This is a genomic window from Polaromonas sp. YR568, assembly GCF_943372955.1.
Lineage (GTDB): Bacteria > Pseudomonadota > Gammaproteobacteria > Burkholderiales > Burkholderiaceae_C > Polaromonas.
Genome location: NZ_CALSAL010000002.1, coordinates 15,585 through 32,331, shown reverse-complemented (window position 1 = coordinate 32,331; position 16,747 = coordinate 15,585). Strand labels below are relative to the sequence as shown.

13 protein-coding genes and 1 pseudogene are annotated in these 16,747 nt (G+C 60.5%); 10 read left to right on the top strand and 4 right to left on the bottom strand.

The window, feature by feature from the left end; genetic code table 11:
• Nucleotides 1–121: 121 nt before the first annotated feature.
• The 3 genes from AAG793_RS06065 to AAG793_RS06055 all read right to left on the bottom strand — a co-directional run bounded on the left by AAG793_RS06065 (nt 122) and on the right by AAG793_RS06055 (nt 4,157).
• On the bottom strand, nt 122–2,179 hold the full coding sequence (locus AAG793_RS06065) for a DUF3488 and transglutaminase-like domain-containing protein (protein WP_341905551.1): 2,058 nt from the start codon (nt 2,177–2,179) through the stop codon (nt 122–124).
• The gene (locus AAG793_RS06060; protein WP_341907594.1) at nt 2,152–3,093 is read right to left on the bottom strand and encodes a DUF58 domain-containing protein; all 942 of its coding nucleotides are present in this window, start codon (nt 3,091–3,093) and stop codon (nt 2,152–2,154) included. Before AAG793_RS06060 ends, AAG793_RS06065 begins: the two co-directional genes overlap by 28 nt.
• Before the next feature lie 143 nt (nt 3,094–3,236).
• Nucleotides 3,237–4,157 (bottom strand): MoxR family ATPase, encoded by a 921-nt coding sequence (locus AAG793_RS06055; RefSeq protein WP_341905548.1) that lies wholly within the window; start codon nt 4,155–4,157, stop codon nt 3,237–3,239.
• A 53-nt stretch (nt 4,158–4,210) separates the two neighbouring features.
• Here AAG793_RS06055 and AAG793_RS06050 point away from each other — a divergent pair, with 53 nt between their 5' ends.
• The 7 genes from AAG793_RS06050 (at nt 4,211) to AAG793_RS06020 (ending at nt 12,609) form a co-directional block, all read left to right on the top strand.
• Entirely contained in the window at nt 4,211–5,164 is a 954-nt protein-coding gene (locus AAG793_RS06050; protein WP_341905545.1) for a histone deacetylase family protein, read from the top strand.
• Nucleotides 5,165–5,247: 83 nt separating this feature from the next.
• Nucleotides 5,248–6,591, top strand: coding sequence for a mechanosensitive ion channel domain-containing protein (locus AAG793_RS06045; protein WP_341905542.1), 1,344 nt, complete (start codon nt 5,248–5,250; stop codon nt 6,589–6,591).
• Nucleotides 6,592–6,857: 266 nt separating this feature from the next.
• The gene (locus AAG793_RS06040) at nt 6,858–7,607 is read left to right on the top strand and encodes an electron transfer flavoprotein subunit beta/FixA family protein (protein WP_341905539.1); all 750 of its coding nucleotides are present in this window, start codon (nt 6,858–6,860) and stop codon (nt 7,605–7,607) included.
• A 9-nt stretch (nt 7,608–7,616) separates the two neighbouring features.
• Nucleotides 7,617–8,549, top strand: a complete 933-nt coding sequence (locus tag AAG793_RS06035) for an electron transfer flavoprotein subunit alpha/FixB family protein (protein WP_341905537.1) — start codon at nt 7,617–7,619, stop codon at nt 8,547–8,549.
• Between the two features lie 83 nt (nt 8,550–8,632).
• Complete coding sequence (locus tag AAG793_RS06030) at nt 8,633–10,423, top strand: acyl-CoA dehydrogenase (RefSeq protein ID WP_341905532.1); 1,791 nt, start codon at nt 8,633–8,635, stop codon at nt 10,421–10,423.
• A 63-nt stretch (nt 10,424–10,486) separates the two neighbouring features.
• The gene (locus AAG793_RS06025) at nt 10,487–11,440 is read left to right on the top strand and encodes a nitronate monooxygenase family protein (RefSeq protein ID WP_341905530.1); all 954 of its coding nucleotides are present in this window, start codon (nt 10,487–10,489) and stop codon (nt 11,438–11,440) included.
• Nucleotides 11,441–11,505: 65 nt separating this feature from the next.
• Nucleotides 11,506–12,609, top strand: a complete 1,104-nt coding sequence (locus AAG793_RS06020; protein ID WP_341905527.1) for an acyltransferase family protein — start codon at nt 11,506–11,508, stop codon at nt 12,607–12,609.
• Nucleotides 12,610–12,627: 18 nt separating this feature from the next.
• Here AAG793_RS06020 and AAG793_RS06015 read toward each other — a convergent pair whose 3' ends face one another.
• Complete coding sequence (locus AAG793_RS06015) at nt 12,628–13,029, bottom strand: cupin domain-containing protein (RefSeq protein ID WP_341905523.1); 402 nt, start codon at nt 13,027–13,029, stop codon at nt 12,628–12,630.
• 114 nt (nt 13,030–13,143) lie between these two features.
• Between AAG793_RS06015 and AAG793_RS06010 the strand changes: the two are divergent.
• The 3 genes and pseudogenes from AAG793_RS06010 to AAG793_RS06000 all read left to right on the top strand — a co-directional run.
• Nucleotides 13,144–13,407 (top strand): annotated as a pseudogene (locus AAG793_RS06010) (radical SAM protein); the annotation flags it as partial.
• Between the two features lie 192 nt (nt 13,408–13,599).
• Complete coding sequence (locus AAG793_RS06005) at nt 13,600–14,850, top strand: site-specific integrase (RefSeq protein WP_341905519.1); 1,251 nt, start codon at nt 13,600–13,602, stop codon at nt 14,848–14,850.
• Between the two features lie 6 nt (nt 14,851–14,856).
• Nucleotides 14,857–16,746, top strand: a complete 1,890-nt coding sequence (locus AAG793_RS06000; RefSeq protein WP_341905517.1) for a hypothetical protein — start codon at nt 14,857–14,859, stop codon at nt 16,744–16,746.
• Nucleotide 16,747: the final 1 nt, after the last annotated feature.

Sequence of the window (16,747 nt, the reverse complement as noted above, 5' to 3'; positions counted from 1 at the left end):
GCCTGTCGGTGAAAGGCGCGCAGGGCCCGCACGAACGAGGTTATGAGCGAGCTTGTCAGTGGATTCATCAGCGGGGGCATGGTTGGCCTCATTGTAGGGAGCGGGCCACGCACCGAAGGCTTCAGCCCGGCCAGGCCAGCTGGTCAAACTGCCGCTTGAGCTCGCCCAGCCGTTTGTGTTGATGCGTGCGCTGTTGCGGATGGGCGTTGGCATAACGCTCCGCCTCCAGCGCAATCAGCCAGTCGTGCAGGGCCTGGGCGTTCATTCCGTTGGGCGTGGTTTCTGCCTGCCGGGCCATTACCTGCTGCGCCAGCTGCCGTGGTGATGTGGACGTCGAGCTGTCGATGCCAGCCTTGGCCAGTTGCTTGCGTGCGCGGGCCAGCAGACGCAGCCACGGGTCATGCTGGGTGCGGTCCCACAGCGTCCACGAGGCGCCGACAAGGCTCACCACCACAATGATTCCCAGCAGCAGATAGCTCAGATCTTCCCAGCTTGGGGTGTCAAAGCCGATATCCTTGAGCAGATTGAGTTGCTGCCCCTGGGTGTAGTTCAGCACCCACTGGTTCCAGCCGTTGTTCACCGCTTCCCAGGTGGCACGCAGCTGGGCGGCCAGGGTGGGGCTCATCCGGTTGAGGGCTTGCCCGACCACACCTTGTGGCACGAGCAGGCGGTCGAACGAGCCGATGCGGCCGGGCGCGACTGCCGATGTCGGGTCCACCCGCACCCAGCCCTGTTCCGGCTGCCACACCTCGGCCCATGCATGTGCATCGCTTTGCCGCACCACCCAGAAGCCACCCACGGTGTTGAGTGTTCCGCCCTGGTAGCCGGTGACGATGCGCGCCGGAATGTCCAGCGCCCGCATCAGCACCACAAAGGCCGAGGCGATGTGCTCGCAGAAGCCGGTCTTCCGGTCGAACCAGAACTCGTCGGCGGTGTTGGTGCCATACACGCCGGGCTCCAGCGTGTAGGTGTAGCCGCCGGTCCGCAGCCGGTCCATCACCACACCCACCAGTTCGGTGTTGCTGGCGTTTGCATAACGTGCATCACGGCGTATCTCGGCAGCCAGCGCGAGCGTGCGCGGGTTGAAGCCCGGTGGCAGGTCGAGGTAGTCCTGCAGTCCCAACGTCTGCTGCTGCGGTCCGTGGCGGAACTCCAGGTGGCTTTGTGCCTTGTAGCGGACCATGTCAGTGATTGGCCGCGCAGCAATCCATTGCAGGTCCGCCATCATCACGCTGGGCGGGCCGGGCAGTTCTGGCGGCTTGACGGCGGCATCGAGCAGCAGCAGCCAGCGGCGGCGGGTCGGCTCCAGCGTCACCTCGTAGTTGATGGGTGTGCCGGTGACCTGCAGATTGGCGGGCAGCGAGTCGTTGAGCAGCGACCGTGCACGCATCGGTTGCCAGTTGCGGCCGTCGAAGCTGGACAGTACGGGCCCGCGGAAGTACAGGTCTTTCTGTGGCGGTGGCGGGCCCTCAAACCGTACGCGCATGGCCATGCTTTCGTCCAGCGCCAGTTTGGCGATGGCGCCGACCTCCATGCTGCCGCTCAAGCCGCTGCGGCCGGTCAGGTTGTCATCGGCAGGCACGCCCCACAGCGGCGCCATGCGCGGGAAGAGCACAAACAGCACCAGCATGATGGGCGCCCCCAGCAGCGCCATCCAGCCAGCGGTTTTGGCGGCGTCAAGCAGCGGCGGCCGGCCAACCGGCATGTGGGCGTTGACCAGCATGGTGAGCAGGCCCAAGAGGCCGGCCAGCATGCCGAAAGCGGTGAGAAGCGACTGCGAGTGCAGGAAGTTGCTCAGCATGCAGAAGAAGCTGAGGAAGAACACCACAAATGCATCGCGCCGCGCGCGCAGCTCCAGCGTCTTGAGCGTCAGCAGAACCACCAGCAGCGTCACGCCGGCCTCCGGCCCGATCAGCGTGCGATGGGTCGCGTAGGTGGCCGCCAGGGTCAGCCCCAGTGCGCCGAGCAGCCAGAAGCGGCCGGGCAGGGGCTTGACCTGCAGCGCCAGCCAGCCGCGCCAGAGCAGCACACCGCCCGCCGCCAGACTGCACCACAGCGGGATGCGCTCCACCTGCGGCACCAGCACCCAGGCAATCACCACCAGCAAGAACAGCGTGTCACGGCTGTCGCGGGGAAGGGCGGTCAGGCGTGTCAGCACAGCGCGAGCGCCTCCAGGCATCGACGCTTGTGCGCCTCGCCACTGCCGGGTTTGACTTCCAGCGCAGGCAGTCTCAACCCGTAGTCCAGCGCCAGGCGGTCGGCCTGCAGCACCCAGGCGCACAGGCGAGAGAGCTTTTGTTCCACATCGCCGGGGCCGGCGCGCGTCAGGTCCAGCCACAGCTCGTGGCGCTGGGCCTGCTGGGTGTCACGCACCACCAGCTCACCGCTGTACCCGTCGCCGCCCATGGCGTTGGCGGCCTTTTTCCAGACCACGATTTTCATCGGGTCACCGCGCTGGTAGCCGCGAACCCCGTCGAATTCGCCCGAGCTTTGTGCACGGGCGGCTGCTGCGGCACCTCCAGAGCGGGGCTCGCCGGAGGGCAAGGGGGGTGGGTGGCTCTCGGCTGCCGGGTACACCAGCATTTGCGCGGCAGGGCGCCACACAGTCCAGACGCGGAAGGTGCCGAGCGGGAACCGGGTTTCAGCCGTCAGGGTGGGCAGCCGGTGCAGTCCGCGCCGCGGCGGTGTGAAGGCCACCTGCACGGTGCTGCTGCCTTGCGCCGGAACATCGGTCCAGGCCCAGTGCGCCTGGGTGTCGCTGCCGACAGGGTGCAGCACGCTCAGGCCAATGCCGTAGCGGACACTGCGCCTGTCGTTGTGCAGGCGGACATCAAACACTGCAGCGGTACCGGCGTGCTGAGGAGTGGGTGGCGTCAGGTGCGTCGACAGGCCGCGCAGCGTGCCGTGGCATACATGCATGCCTACCAGTGCACTGCCCGCCAGCAGGAAGGTGAGCAGGTAACCCAGGTTGAGCTGGTAATTGATGGTGGCGACCAGCAGCACCAGCAGCGTCACGCCCAGCATGAGGCCGGGGCGGGTGGGCAGGATGTACACATTGCGCTGTGTCAGCGTGATGCTGTCGGCCAGCGGCATCTTGCTTTGCCACCAGGTCCGGAATCGGGCTCGCACCAGAGTCAGGGGATTCCACTCGCGTGCCACCGTGGAGCCGGCTTTGCCGGGCCACAGGTGGCGCCCCCCGGGGGGGGAGGCGCCGTAGGCGCTTCGGGGGGCGTTCATTACGGCAATGCCACCGCTTCCAGCATGGCCCGCACCTGCTCTACCGGTCCACGGCCTGCGTCACTGACGGGAATCAGCCGGTGTGCCGCCGTTTGCGGCAGGATGGCAGAGATGTCATCCGGCGCCACGTAATCGCGCCCGCTCAAAAAGGCCTGCGCCTTGGCGGCCCGCATGATGGCGATACCGGCACGCGGGCTCAAGCCTTGCAGGAACCAGCGGCCCGAGCGCGTGGCGGCCACCAGGTCCTGCAGGTAATTGACCAGCGGCTCCGACGCATGGATGGCCAGCACCATCTTCTGCAGCTCCAGCAGATCATGCGGAAGCACCAGCGCGGTGAGGTTGTCCACCATGTCGCGCCGATCACCCCCGCGCAGCAGCTCGCGTTCTGCGGCGCGGTCGGGGTAGCCCAGTGAAATGCGCATGTGAAAGCGGTCCAGCTGCGACTCGGGCAGCGCGTAGGTGCCCAACTGGTCGTGCGGGTTCTGCGTGGCGATCACGAAAAACGGCAGCGGCAGCGGACGTGACTCGCCCTCGACGGTGACCTGTTTTTCTTCCATCGCTTCGAGCAGCGCGCTCTGGGTTTTCGGGCTGGCGCGGTTGATCTCGTCGGCCAGCAACACCTGGGCGAACACCGGCCCCGGGTGGAACACAAAGCCTTCCTTCTGGCGTTCGTACACCGATACGCCCGACAGGTCGCTGGGCATCAGGTCGGCGGTGAACTGGACGCGGGAAAACTGCAGGCCGAAAGAACGCGACAGCGCATGGGCCAGCGTGGTCTTGCCGACGCCCGGAACGTCCTCGATCAGCAGGTGGCCACCGGCCAGAAGACAGGCCACGCAGTCCTGCACCTGGGGCTTTTTGCCTACGATGACCGTGTTAAGCTGATTCAGAAGCGCTTGAAGTTTTTCTTTGACATGCATGTGTTGAACCATACCGTAATTTTTCAGACAGATTGTCCGCGAGAGTTAGTCCGATGAATGCCACCGGTTATTACACGCACCCCGATTGCCGGCGGCATGAAATGGGCGCCGGGCACCCGGAATGCCCCGAGCGGCTGGACGCCATCGAGGACCGGCTGCTGATCACCGGCGTGGGCGATGCGCTCGACCGCCGCGAGGCACCGCTCGCTCCGCTGGGCGACATCGAATTGGCGCATGACCGCATGATGGTCGCCGCCATCCGCGGCCTGAGCGACCAGCTCGGCGACGACATCCAGGCTGGTGGCCCGGCTTATGTACAGATCGACCCCGACACCGCGATCAACCCGCACTCGTGGAATGCGGCCCTGCGCGCTGCCGGGGCGGCGCTGGCAGCCACCGACGCCGTGATGGCCGGTGAAATTGAAAATGCCTTTTGCGCGGTGCGCCCACCGGGCCACCACGCCTGCCACGCCAAATCGATGGGGTTTTGCGTTTTCAACAACGTGGCGATTGCGGCCCGCTATGCGCTGGAGCGCCATGGCCTGCAGCGCGTGGCAGTGGTCGACTTTGATGTGCACCACGGCAACGGCACCGAAGACATCCTGAGCGGTGACGACCGCGTGCTGATGGTGAGCTTTTTCCAGCACCCGTTCTATCCCTACACCGGGGCTGACAGCCACGCCAACAACATGGTGAACCTTCCGGTACCGGCGTACACCAAGGGCATGGACGTGCGCGAACTGATCGAGATGATGTGGATTCCTCGGCTCGAAGCCTTCAAGCCCGAGATGATCTTCATCAGCGCCGGTTTTGACGCCCACCGCGAGGACGATCTGGGCCAGATGGGTCTGGTCGAGCAGGACTACGCGTGGATCACGCAGCGCATCAAGGATGTGGCCCGCCGCCATTCGAAAGGCCGCATCGTGTCGTCGCTGGAAGGCGGTTACAACCTCAGCGCACTCGGGCGCAGTGTGGAAGCGCACATCCGGGTGCTAGCCGATCTGTAGACCCGGCTGCCGGGACGTTGCGGTTGTCCCGCCGCTTGCTGAATCGAAACCCTTGTTTGACTCGATGAATAAAGGACTCTGCAATGGCCGGCACCGGCACCCTGAGCAAGCGCGCTGATTCCATGACCCGTTTTGAAAGTTTCGATGCCTGGCTGGCCGCGCTGACCCAGCCCACCGCGCTGACCGAACTCGCCGCGCTGGTGGGTTGCATGTTGCTGGCGTGGCTGGTGGTTCGCCTGGTCAGCCGTGCGCGCGTGGTGGTGGACGAGAGCTCCATCCTCTTCGGACGCCGTGTGATCGACGGCGTGCTGTTTCCGCTGCTGCTGCTGTTGCTGGCCTATGTGGTGCAGGGGCTGCTGGCGCGCGTGTTCCCGTTAGCCGTCTTCAAGGTGGCAATTCCTGTGCTGCTGGCGCTGGCGGTGATTCGCATGGGCGTGAAAGTGCTGCAGGTCACCTTCAAGGAGGCGCCTCTGGTGCGCGCCCTTGAACGTACCATTTCGTGGGTCGCCTGGGGCGCGATGGTGCTGTGGCTGAGCGGCCTGTTGCCGGTGATTCTTGAAGAGCTCGACGACATCCAGTGGAAGGTGGGCAACACCACCCTGTCTGTGCGCACCATGCTTGAAGGCGGCCTGACGGCTGGTCTGGTGCTGCTCATCATGCTGTGGATCTCCTCGGCCATCGAGGCCCGCCTGCTGCGCAAGGCTACCGGCGGTGAGCTGTCGCTGCGCAAGGCCGTCAGCAACGGCCTGCGGGTGATCCTGGTGTTCATCGGCTTGCTGCTGGCGCTGTCGGCGGTAGGCATTGACCTCACCGCGCTGTCGGTGCTGGGCGGGGCCATTGGCGTGGGTGTGGGCTTTGGTCTGCAGAAGCTGGCCGCCAGCTATGTCAGCGGTTTTGTCATGCTGGCCGAGCGCAGTGTGCGCATTGGCGACAACGTGCGCATCGACGACTTCGAGGGCCGCATCACCGACATCAACGCCCGCTACACCGTGATCCGTGCGATGTCGGGGCGCGAATCGATCGTGCCCAACGAGATGTTCATCAGCAACCGCATCGAAAACCTGTCGCTGTCCGACAAGCAGGTACTGCAGTCCACCGTGGTAACGGTCGGCTACGACAGCGACGTCGAACTGGTCATGCGTCTGCTGATTGAGGCCGCCCTGAAGCAGGACCGGGTGCTGCGCGACCCTGGGCCCGGCGCCAACCTCACCAACTTCGGTGCCGATGGGCTGGAATTCACCCTCAATTACTGGATGACCGACCCGGAGAACGGGCAGCAGAACCTGCGCTCCCGCGTCAATCTGGCGATTCTGCAATCGCTGCGCACCAACGGCATCGACATTCCGTACCCGCAGCGGGTGGTTCATACCCGCGCCGTGCCGGCAGAGCAGCCCGGTGCCGTGTCACCGGTCTCCCCAGCCGGCTGATGCCTGCGGGACACCGGTTGGGCGCGGCACTCTAATCCGTGCAGTGATCTCCCCTATAATCCAAAAAAAGAACGACCGTTCGTTTTTATCTCTGCAGGGAGATTCGGGGCCGGTCGGGGAGTCCGGATGAATGCCCCGGACAATACGGTCACCACTTAGAATAAGTGCTTTACGTTTACGTCAACGTCAATCTGGCGCACAGCTGATGTCAACGCAAGCTGATCAATGAAAACTGGAATTCAAACTGGAATAACTGGAGCCACTCAATGAAGGTCTTGGTCCCTGTCAAACGTGTAGTCGACTACAACGTCAAAGTCCGCGTCAAATCCGACGGCACTGGTGTCGATATTGCCAACGTCAAGATGAGCATGAACCCGTTTGACGAAATCGCCGTCGAAGAGGCGACCCGGCTCAAGGAAAAGGGTGCCGTGACGGAAGTCATCGCCGTCAGCTGCGGCGTGCTGCAGTGCCAGGAAACCCTGCGCACCGCCATGGCCATCGGCGCCGACCGCGCCATCCTGGTTGAAACCGCCGAAGAACTGCAGCCGCTGGCCGTGGCCAAGCTGCTCAAGGCGTTGGTCGAGAAAGAGCAACCCCAGCTCGTGATTCTTGGCAAGCAGGCGATTGACGACGATTGCAACCAGACCGGCCAGATGCTCGCCGCGCTGCTCGGCTGGCCGCAAGCCACCTTCGCCTCCAAGGTCGAAGTGACGGACGGCAAAGCCAAGGTCACCCGCGAGGTTGACGGCGGCCTGGAGACCCTCTCCATCACGCTGCCCGCCATCATCACCACCGATCTGCGCCTCAATGAGCCGCGTTATGTGACGCTGCCCAACATCATGAAGGCCAAGAAAAAGCAGCTCGACAACGTCAAGCCCGAAGACCTCGGCGTGGACGTCAAGCCGCGCATCAAGACCCTCAAGGTCAGCGAGCCGCCGAAGCGCAGCGCCGGCGTGAAAGTGCCCGACGTCGCCACGCTGGTGGACAAGCTCAAGAACGAAGCCAAAGTGATCTAAGGAATTGACATGACTGCACTCGTAATTGCTGAACACGACAACGCCACCATCCGTCCCGCCACGCTCAACACCGTGACTGCCGCTGCCCAGTGCGGTGGTGAAGTGCATGTGCTGGTGGCCGGCCACAACGCCGGTGAGGCCGCCAAGGCCGCCGCGCAGATCGCTGGCGTGGCCAAGGTCATCCACGTGGAAGGCGAGCATTTCGCCCACGGTCTGGCCGAGAACATGGCTGCCCAGGTGCTGGCCATTGCGGCGAACTACTCGCACATCCTGTTCCCCGCCACGGCCTCCGGCAAGAACATCGCCCCACGCGTGGCCGCCACGCTCGATGTAGGCCAGATCTCCGACATCACCAAGGTCGATGCCGCCGACACCTTCGAGCGCCCCATCTACGCCGGCAACGCGATTGCCATCGTCCAGAGCCTGGACGCAACCAAGGTCATCACCGTGCGTACCACCGGCTTTGATGCGGCAGCTGCCACCGGTGGTTCGGCCGCCATCGACGCACCGGCCGGTGTGGCCGACAGCGGCAAGTCGTCCTTCCTCGGCTCCGAAATCGCCAAGAGCGACCGACCCGAACTCACGGCAGCCAAGGTCATTGTTTCAGGCGGCCGCGCACTCGGGTCTAGCGAGAAGTTCAACGAAATCATGACGCCGCTGGCCGACAAGCTGGGCGCTGCGCTCGGCGCCTCGCGCGCGGCGGTGGACGCCGGCTACGCGCCGAACGACTGGCAAGTGGGCCAGACCGGCAAGATCGTCGCGCCGCAGCTCTACATCGCCGCTGGCATTTCAGGCGCCATCCAGCACCTGGCCGGCATGAAGGACAGCAAGGTCATTGTGGCCATCAACAAAGACCCGGAAGCCCCGATCTTCAGCGTTGCCGACTATGGCCTTGAAGCAGACCTGTTCACGGCCGTGCCGGAACTGGTGGCGGCGCTGTAAGTGCGCTGCGTCAAGGAAAGGCATCGTGAGCGGTGCCTTTTTTCTTGGCTGAATGACGACGGTAGATACAACGGAGACAAACCATGAGCTACACCGCCCCCCTCAAGGACATGCTGTTCGACATCCAGCACCTGGCTGGCATCCAGCAGATCGCGCAAATCCCCGGCTTTGAAGAGGCCGGCCTTGACACCGCCCAGGCCGTGCTGGAAGAGTGCGCCCGTTTCAATGAAGGCGTCGTCGCACCGCTGAACTGGGAAGGCGACAAAAACCCCTCGAGCTGGAAAGACGGCGTGGTCACCACCACCCCCGGCTTCAAGGAAGCCTTCCGGCAATACGCCGAAGGTGGCTGGCAGGGCCTGCAGCATCCCACAGTCTGCGGCGGCCAGGGCTTGCCCAAGACGATCGGCGCGGCCTGCGGCGAAATGCTCAACTCCGCCAACATGAGCTTTGCGCTATGCCCGCTGCTGACCGACGGTGCGATTGAAGCGCTGCTCACCGCCGGCTCCGATGAACTGAAGGCCACTTACCTCGACAAGCTGGTGAGCGGGCAGTGGACCGGCACCATGAACCTGACCGAGCCGCAGGCTGGCTCAGACCTGGCCATGGTGCGCAGCCGTGCCGAGCCGCAGCCAGACGGCAGCTACAAGGTATTCGGCACCAAGATCTACATCACCTACGGTGAGCACGACATGGCCGAGAACATCGTGCATTTGGTTCTGGCCCGTGTGACGGGTGCGCCCGAAGGTGTGAAGGGCATCAGCCTGTTTGTGGTGCCCAAGTTCATGGTCAACAAAGACGGCTCCCTTGGCGCCCGCAACGACGTGCACTGCGTCAGCATCGAGCACAAGATGGGCATCAAGGCTTCGCCCACCGCCGTGCTGCAGTACGGTGACAAGGGCGGTGCGGTCGGCTACCTCGTTGGTCAGGAAAACCGTGGCCTCGAATACATGTTCATCATGATGAACGCCGCCCGTTACGCGGTGGGTGTGCAGGGTATTGCAATTGCCGAGCGGGCCTACCAGAAGGCGGTGGCGTTTGCGAAAGAACGCATCCAGAGCCGCCCGGTCGATGGCTCCATCAAGGCCAGTGCACCCATCATTCACCACCCCGACGTCAAGCGCATGCTGATGACCATGCGCGCCTACATCGAAGGCTGCCGCGCGATGGCGTCAGTAGCTGCTGCGGCCTACGACGGCGCTCACCATCACCCGGATGCCGAGGTGCGCAAGCAGAATGCCGCGTTCTATGAATTCCTGGTGCCACTGGTCAAGGGCTACAGCACCGAGATGAGCCTGGAAGTCACCAGCCTTGGCGTGCAGGTGCATGGCGGCATGGGTTTCATCGAGGAGACCGGCGCTGCGCAGTACTACCGCGACGCGAAGATTCTGACCATCTACGAAGGCACCACAGCGATTCAGGCCAACGACCTGATCGGCCGCAAGACGGCGCGCGATGGCGGCCGGACCGCCAAGGGCATTGCCGCGCAAATCGAAACCACTGAAAAAGAACTGCTTAAGCACGCTAGCGCCGACGCACTGGCCATGGCCAAACGCCTGAAGGCCGCGCGCGAGGCGTTCGTCGAGGTGGTCGAGTTTGTGTCTGACCACACCAAGGCCAGCCCCAACGCCGTGTTCGCGGGCAGCGTGCCGTATCTGATGCTGGCTGGCAACGTGATGGCGGGCTGGCAGATGGCGCGCTCGCTGCTGGTGGCCGAGCAGCAGTTCGTAGCGGGGGTGGATGTTGATTTCATGAAAGCCAAGGTCATCACTGCACGCTTTTACGCCGACCATCTGCTGACCAAGGCACCCGGCATGCGCGACAGCATCGTGCAGGGGGCCGAGTGCGTCACGGCGCTGGCGCTGGAAGCGTTCTGAGCGCTCTCTCGCTGCTTTCCAACAGATCACACCCCTCACAGCTTTCTTACAGGCGGAACCACCATGTCCAGACTGCCCGGCGCACTTGCCAACCTGCCCCTGCCCATCATCGGTTCGCCGCTGTTCATCATCAGCAACCCCAAGCTCGTCATTGCGCAGTGCAAGGCGGGCGTGGTCGGTGCCATGCCGGCGCTCAACGCGCGGCCGGCTTCGCAGCTCGACGAGTGGCTGGCTGAAATCACCGAGACGCTGGCCGCCTGGGACAAGGCCAACCCCGAAAAACCCGCCGCCCCGTTCGCCATCAACCAGATCGTGCATAAGTCCAACGACCGGCTGGAGCACGACATGGAACTGTGCGTGAAGTACAAGGTGCCCATCTATATCACCAGTCTGGGCGCACGTGAAGACATCAATGCCGCAGCGCACAGCTACGGCGCGGTGGTGCTGCACGACATCATCAACAACAAGTTCGCCCACAAGGCGATTGAAAAAGGCGCCGATGGTCTGGTGGCAGTAGCCGCCGGAGCAGGCGGTCATGCAGGCGTGAAGAGCCCCTTCGCGCTGATCCAGGAAATCCGCCAGTGGTTTGACGGCCCGCTGGCGCTGTCGGGCTCCATCGCTTCCGGCGGTGCGGTGCTTGCTGCGCAGGCCATGGGCGCCGACTTTGCCTACATCGGCTCAGCCTTCATTGCGACCGAAGAAGCCCGCGCGAGTGACGCCTACAAACAGGCCATCGTCGATGGCAACTCGGACGACATCGTTTACAGCAACCTGTTCACTGGCGTGCACGGCAACTACCTCGCGCCCTCCATCCGCGCCGCCGGCATGGACCCCGACAACCTGCCTGCCAGCGACCCCAGCGCCATGAATTTCGGCGGCGACAAGTCCAAGGCCTGGAAAGACATCTGGGGTTGCGGCCAGGGCATTGGCGCTGTGAGCAAGGTGCAAACGGCGGGCGAGTTCATCGCCCAGCTCCAGCGCGAATACCAGACGGCCCGCCAGCGCGTCTGCGCCTGAACCCAAGCGCTTGACCAGACAGGTTTGTTGGTCTGCGTGCGTTGAAGCCCTTAGCAGGCGTTCCCATGACCAACCCGTCTGTTGCCAGCGCCACACCTGACCGACTGGCCGGCATTGACGTGCTCAAGGGCATTGCCTGCGCGTTGATCGTCTGGCACCACCTGGCCTTCTATGGGCCGATGTCGGACGTGGTGTTTCCCTTCGCACCGCAACTCATGGACTGGCTGTACGACTACGCACGCATGGCGGTGCAGCTGTTTCTGGTCGTTGGTGGTTTTCTGGCGGCGGGCTCGCTGGCGCCACGGGGCATGGCGACAGTGCGCACGCCATGGCGCCTCCTGCTGAGGCGCTATCGCCGGCTGGTGCTGCCTTATCTGGCGGCGCTTGCGGTGAGTCTGCTGGTGGCCGCCGTGCTGCGGCCGTGGTTTGTACATGACTCCCTGCCCGCCGCACCCACGCTGTGGCAGGTGCTCAGCCATGCGCTGCTGCTGCACAGTCTGGTGGGGCAGGAGTCGCTGTCGGCCGGGGTCTGGTACGTGGCGATTGACTTCCAGCTGTTTGCGCTCAGCGTGCTGTTGTTCAGCCTAACTCAGGCCATCCAGCGTGGTGGGGCGGGGGCTTGGTCGGCAGCTGCAGGCCTGGCACTGATTGGTGCGATGGTGGTGGCTTCGCTCATGGTGTTCAACCGCCAGCCGGGGCTGGATGCCACCGCGCTTTATTTCTTCGGTGCGTATGGCCTGGGTATGGTCGCGCGCTGGGCGGTTTCGGCCCACCAGCACGGCCAGTCAGAACGCTTCAGGTGGCTGCTGCTGGCGATGGCGCTGGCGGTCATCGCCGCCCTGTGGCTGGACTTTCGCGGGCGCATTGTGGTGGCAGCGGCCACGGCGTTTGGGCTGGTCGGGTTGCAGCTGGCCGGTGAGCAGCTGCGTGCATTACCGCCGCAATGGATGGTGCAGCCGCTGGCTCGGCTGGGCGGTGTGTCGTATTCGGTGTTTCTGATTCACTTTCCGGTGTGCCTGCTGGTCAACGCCGTGGTCAGCCACTTCTGGCCCGCCGTGGTGTGGATCAATGCCGTGGGGCTGCTGGCCGCTTTTGGCCTGTCGCTGGCCAGTGGCGTGCTGCTCTACCGCAGCACCGAGGCGCGGACGCTGCGGCCGTCACCGTCGTAAGCGCAACAGCAACGGGTTTTACGCCGAGGTTGTCACCTCAACCGCCTCGACTTCTTCGGTCTTGAAGTCGGCAGGCATCACGATTTCGAGCATTTCGATGTCATCGCTGTGGCCCGTCTCGCGGTGCCGAATCCCGGGTGGCTGGTAGACGCAGGACCCCGCCTCCAGTCGCACGATGCCCTGGCCCTCGTATTCAAACTCGATCCAGCCCTTGAGCACATAAACCATCTGGAAGCTGGTGCGGTGCAAGTGCGGCTGACCGGAGAACTCACGCCCGGCCGCCGCGCGGATCACATGGGCCTCGACCTGGCCTGCGGTGGCCTGGCTGATGCCCAGGTCGCGGTACTCAAAAAACGACCGCAGCCCGCGCTCAAAGTGCGCGCCTGCGGCGTGGCTGACGGTAAAGCCGGTGCTGCTCATGGGGTGTCTCCGTTGGGGTTTCTGCACGGCCAGCATAGCGGGCATTGCATCCTGGTTCCTAAACCATATACTGTATAAATATACAGTTTTATTGGCTAATTTCAACATCGCCTCATGACTGACGTCACCATCCCGCTGCATGCCATCAAGGGCCGAGGCGCAGCCACGCGGCTGGGGCACCGGTTCGAGAAAGACCGGCGTATCGCGCACGACGACGGCTGGGGCACGCTTGAACGCATGGAAGGCGAGGCCAGCGACAAGCCGCCCCTTGAAACCGAGGTGATGTTTGAAGACGCCCGCAGCGCCATCAACCGCAACGACTCGCCCGACATCTTTTTCGACTACAGCATCAACCCCTATCGCGGCTGCGAGCATGGTCTACGCGGTCAAGATTTGTTCACTTTTTATTGGCCTTGCAGGGTTGGCTGAGGAGGGAATTCATTCTGGCAGACACATAAACAATTAAGTCTTTCCGCGCTTTGAAAAGTGTTCACTAAAAGTCATCTCATTGCGGATATTTCGGTCTTCAAGTTTTAATTGTTCATTCTTGAGCAAACCATGTGAGTCCCAATGAACACTTCCAACATCATCGTTTTTTTTAACCCTGAGCAATCAGGAACTTCTCTAAAACGGGGAGCGCCTGCTTTTTTCGCCGCAGACACCGGAATTCTCCTAGAGGATCCGACGCGGTTTTTTCGAAAACGGTACGTCCAGTCTGGGAAATCTCGTTCCCCACTTACATGGGAAAAGGGAGCCTATGCGCTAGCGACTTGGTTCGACTTTCTGGAAGCCTTGGAAACACCAATTGAGTGCGCTCTCGCAACCAGGGAAGACCTTTTGAAGTACCGTGATCTGTACCTTGGATCAATCAGTCCTAAAACAGGTGAGCCGTACGATCCAGATACGGTTGGATATCGAATGTCAGTGATATGTGACTTTTATAGGCACCAAGCAGGCTTGGGGCGTTATGACGGCACGATCCTGCAAGGGGATCTCGCCAGTACTACATCCATAGCAACGGTAAGCGTAGGTCCGGAAAATACATTTATCCGGGATTCACAGCCTGGAATTGACTTAGACATATTTCCAAAATCGACTAGCGATGACCTAATTAGGCCATATAGCCCCGCTGACTGGCAACGCATGATGAAAGTCCTGGGACCGCTTCCATCGGCAAATCGCAGCGGAGATTTATGCCGCGACACCCTAATCTTCACAACTGCGCTCGTGCTGGGCATAAGAATTTCAGAGCTGACGGGACTGACTTGTTATCAATTTTTGTCGATTACCGACGCAACCCTTTTTTCTCAGCATAACCTCGAAGTTAAAGGGAAGGGTAGCAGGAGTCGAATGATCCGATGCCCCGGTTGGCTTGTGCTCGAAATAAATATTTATATTGCACATGAAAGGCAAACAGCGGCAGATCGTTTGAAAAAAAGAATCTCAGCAGCACTTTTTTTGACCAGTGTTAATTCAAAACGCCCTGGTGCGAAATTGTCGAACCGACGCATTCAGGAAATTCATTACGAAGCTTGCTTCCGCGCTGGCCTTACTAGAACGGTAATGCGGGTAATCGATGACTCGGGTGACCTAAAGCCGGTAGAAATTTCCCGATATCGAGTGCACGATCTCAGGCATACCTATGCCGTATGGACTTATCAATCTTTGAAGCAGGCGGGAGACCCAGAGCCTTGGAAGCAAATACAGGCGCAACTAGGGCATCGTCACCTAGCGACCACGCTCAATACCTACCTCGAGTATGTCGCCATTTTTGACGCCAGCGTTCCTGTCGCAGATCTTCGCGGCATCATGAAATGGTAGTCATCCATGCGAACTAATAGTGCCAAGAAAATGTTGGGGAGACCCAAGACTGAAACTCAAAAAGACAAAAAAAACTTGAGTGAAAAGTCAATTGATTTTGGGCTGATACTTACCAGCTTTGATGATGGTTTGCACAAGCTAGACGCGATTATGTCGACCGGTGGTGGAGTGCCGTTCCGAATTGAGTTTACTTTTTTATTGGATTTCCCGAATATCTGGAAACCATTTGCAATCGGACTCCGATTGGCAATTGAATCTCAACGTAAAAATACAAAGAAAACGTATGTTGGCGATCTTAGGAACGGTTTTTTTAAATTTCTTATAGAAACGGACCAGAAAAATATTGATCTTGAAGATCTGTCCGAAGACCTCTTTCAAAGTTTTCTTGCATGGTTGAATAGAAGTGATGCTACCTCCGAAGGGGTTTTCTCTCACAAGACTCGACTCAACTATTACTGCCGGTTGCGATCAGTGTTTTCTAGCCTTAGAAAAAGTAAGCAATTTAAAGATGTCGCGCTGAAAATTCTTGAATATTTTCCGTCTAGCTCATATGAAAATGCGAGTAAGAAAGCAACGCCAAGAGAGAGATTGCACAAAGAAGCTTTAGCAAAAATGAAACAAGCCGCAGCCGCGGAAATTCTCTTGCTTGAGCAAAGATTTGAAGAAGGTCAGCGTCTTATTGCAGCAGGAAAGTTGTTACCAGAACTTGCCAATGAACCTAAAGTCACGGACATGGCCAGTTTGCTGGCCCGTATTGTTGCGCTTTATCCAGGACCGCTTCCAAAAACCAGTCTGCTCAAGAAAGAGGACAAAGTAATTGGCGCAACTCTTCGTCACCTAGGAGGTGTTTCAGCTTTCAGGGGATACCTCTACCCTTCTGCCCGTGATTTGGTTCCACTGGTTTTGCTGCTTACGACAGGCTTGGCTCTAAACCCGGAAACTGTTCTGACTTTGAGCAACGAGAACATATCCCGAATGGATGTATTTGGTAAGTCTTATGTTGTCATTAAAGGGGCGAAAAATAGAGCTGCCGCTGATCCAGTGCTAACCGTGCCACTCGATTTTGAAATAACGCCAGGAATATCGTTTAGAAAAATCCTAGACCTTACGGAAAAATTGGTCGCACGCATTCGGCCGGAGACTCCAATTACTGCCCATCGCAATCGACTGTTCCTGTTTGTAGCTCAGTCGTCAGCCATAACCAAGCTCAGAAGTTACGGTGACAACTATGAAGGAGCCGAAAAATTGGCATGTAGCGATATCGCGTTTAGCCACAATCTAAAACTATTTATCCGAGATCATTCACTGAAATATTTCTCTTTGGCTAATCTTCGTCCGACGGTGCTGGACGACATTATTGCGAACACTGGGGACCTCAAAGCGGCGCAAGCGTTGGGCAAACAAAAAAGTCCTTGGACACTGCTAAACCACTACACGTCAGATGGGACAAAACAGCGCCTATCTGAACAACTAGGAGAGGCCGTGTTTCTTCTCAGGGAACGTTGGCTCAAAACTGGAGGACTCATTGACCCTCGAGTAGATCGGACGGGATTCTCTAAAAACCGTTCCTCCGCTACCCCTGGGTTTTATTGTTTGGACCCATTTGATTCACAACGCCCAGGGCAAAAAGCGGGTCGCCTGTGCACCGCTTATGGCGAATGTCCTGATTGTCCGCTGGCTGCAGCGTCGAACGGGCTCACTGACGTCGCGAGTTATCTGTCATTGCGTAAGCGGGTCGCAGAAGCGTTAACTACTACGACTAAGACGGTTTGGCGAACTCGGTGGGCGCCAGTGTTTACATCCCTGGAAGCGCTGATCTCAAGTTTCTCAAAGGTTCTGATCGATGAAGCAATGGACTTTGAGGTGAAACTTCCGAAATTACCGGAGATAGGCTGAT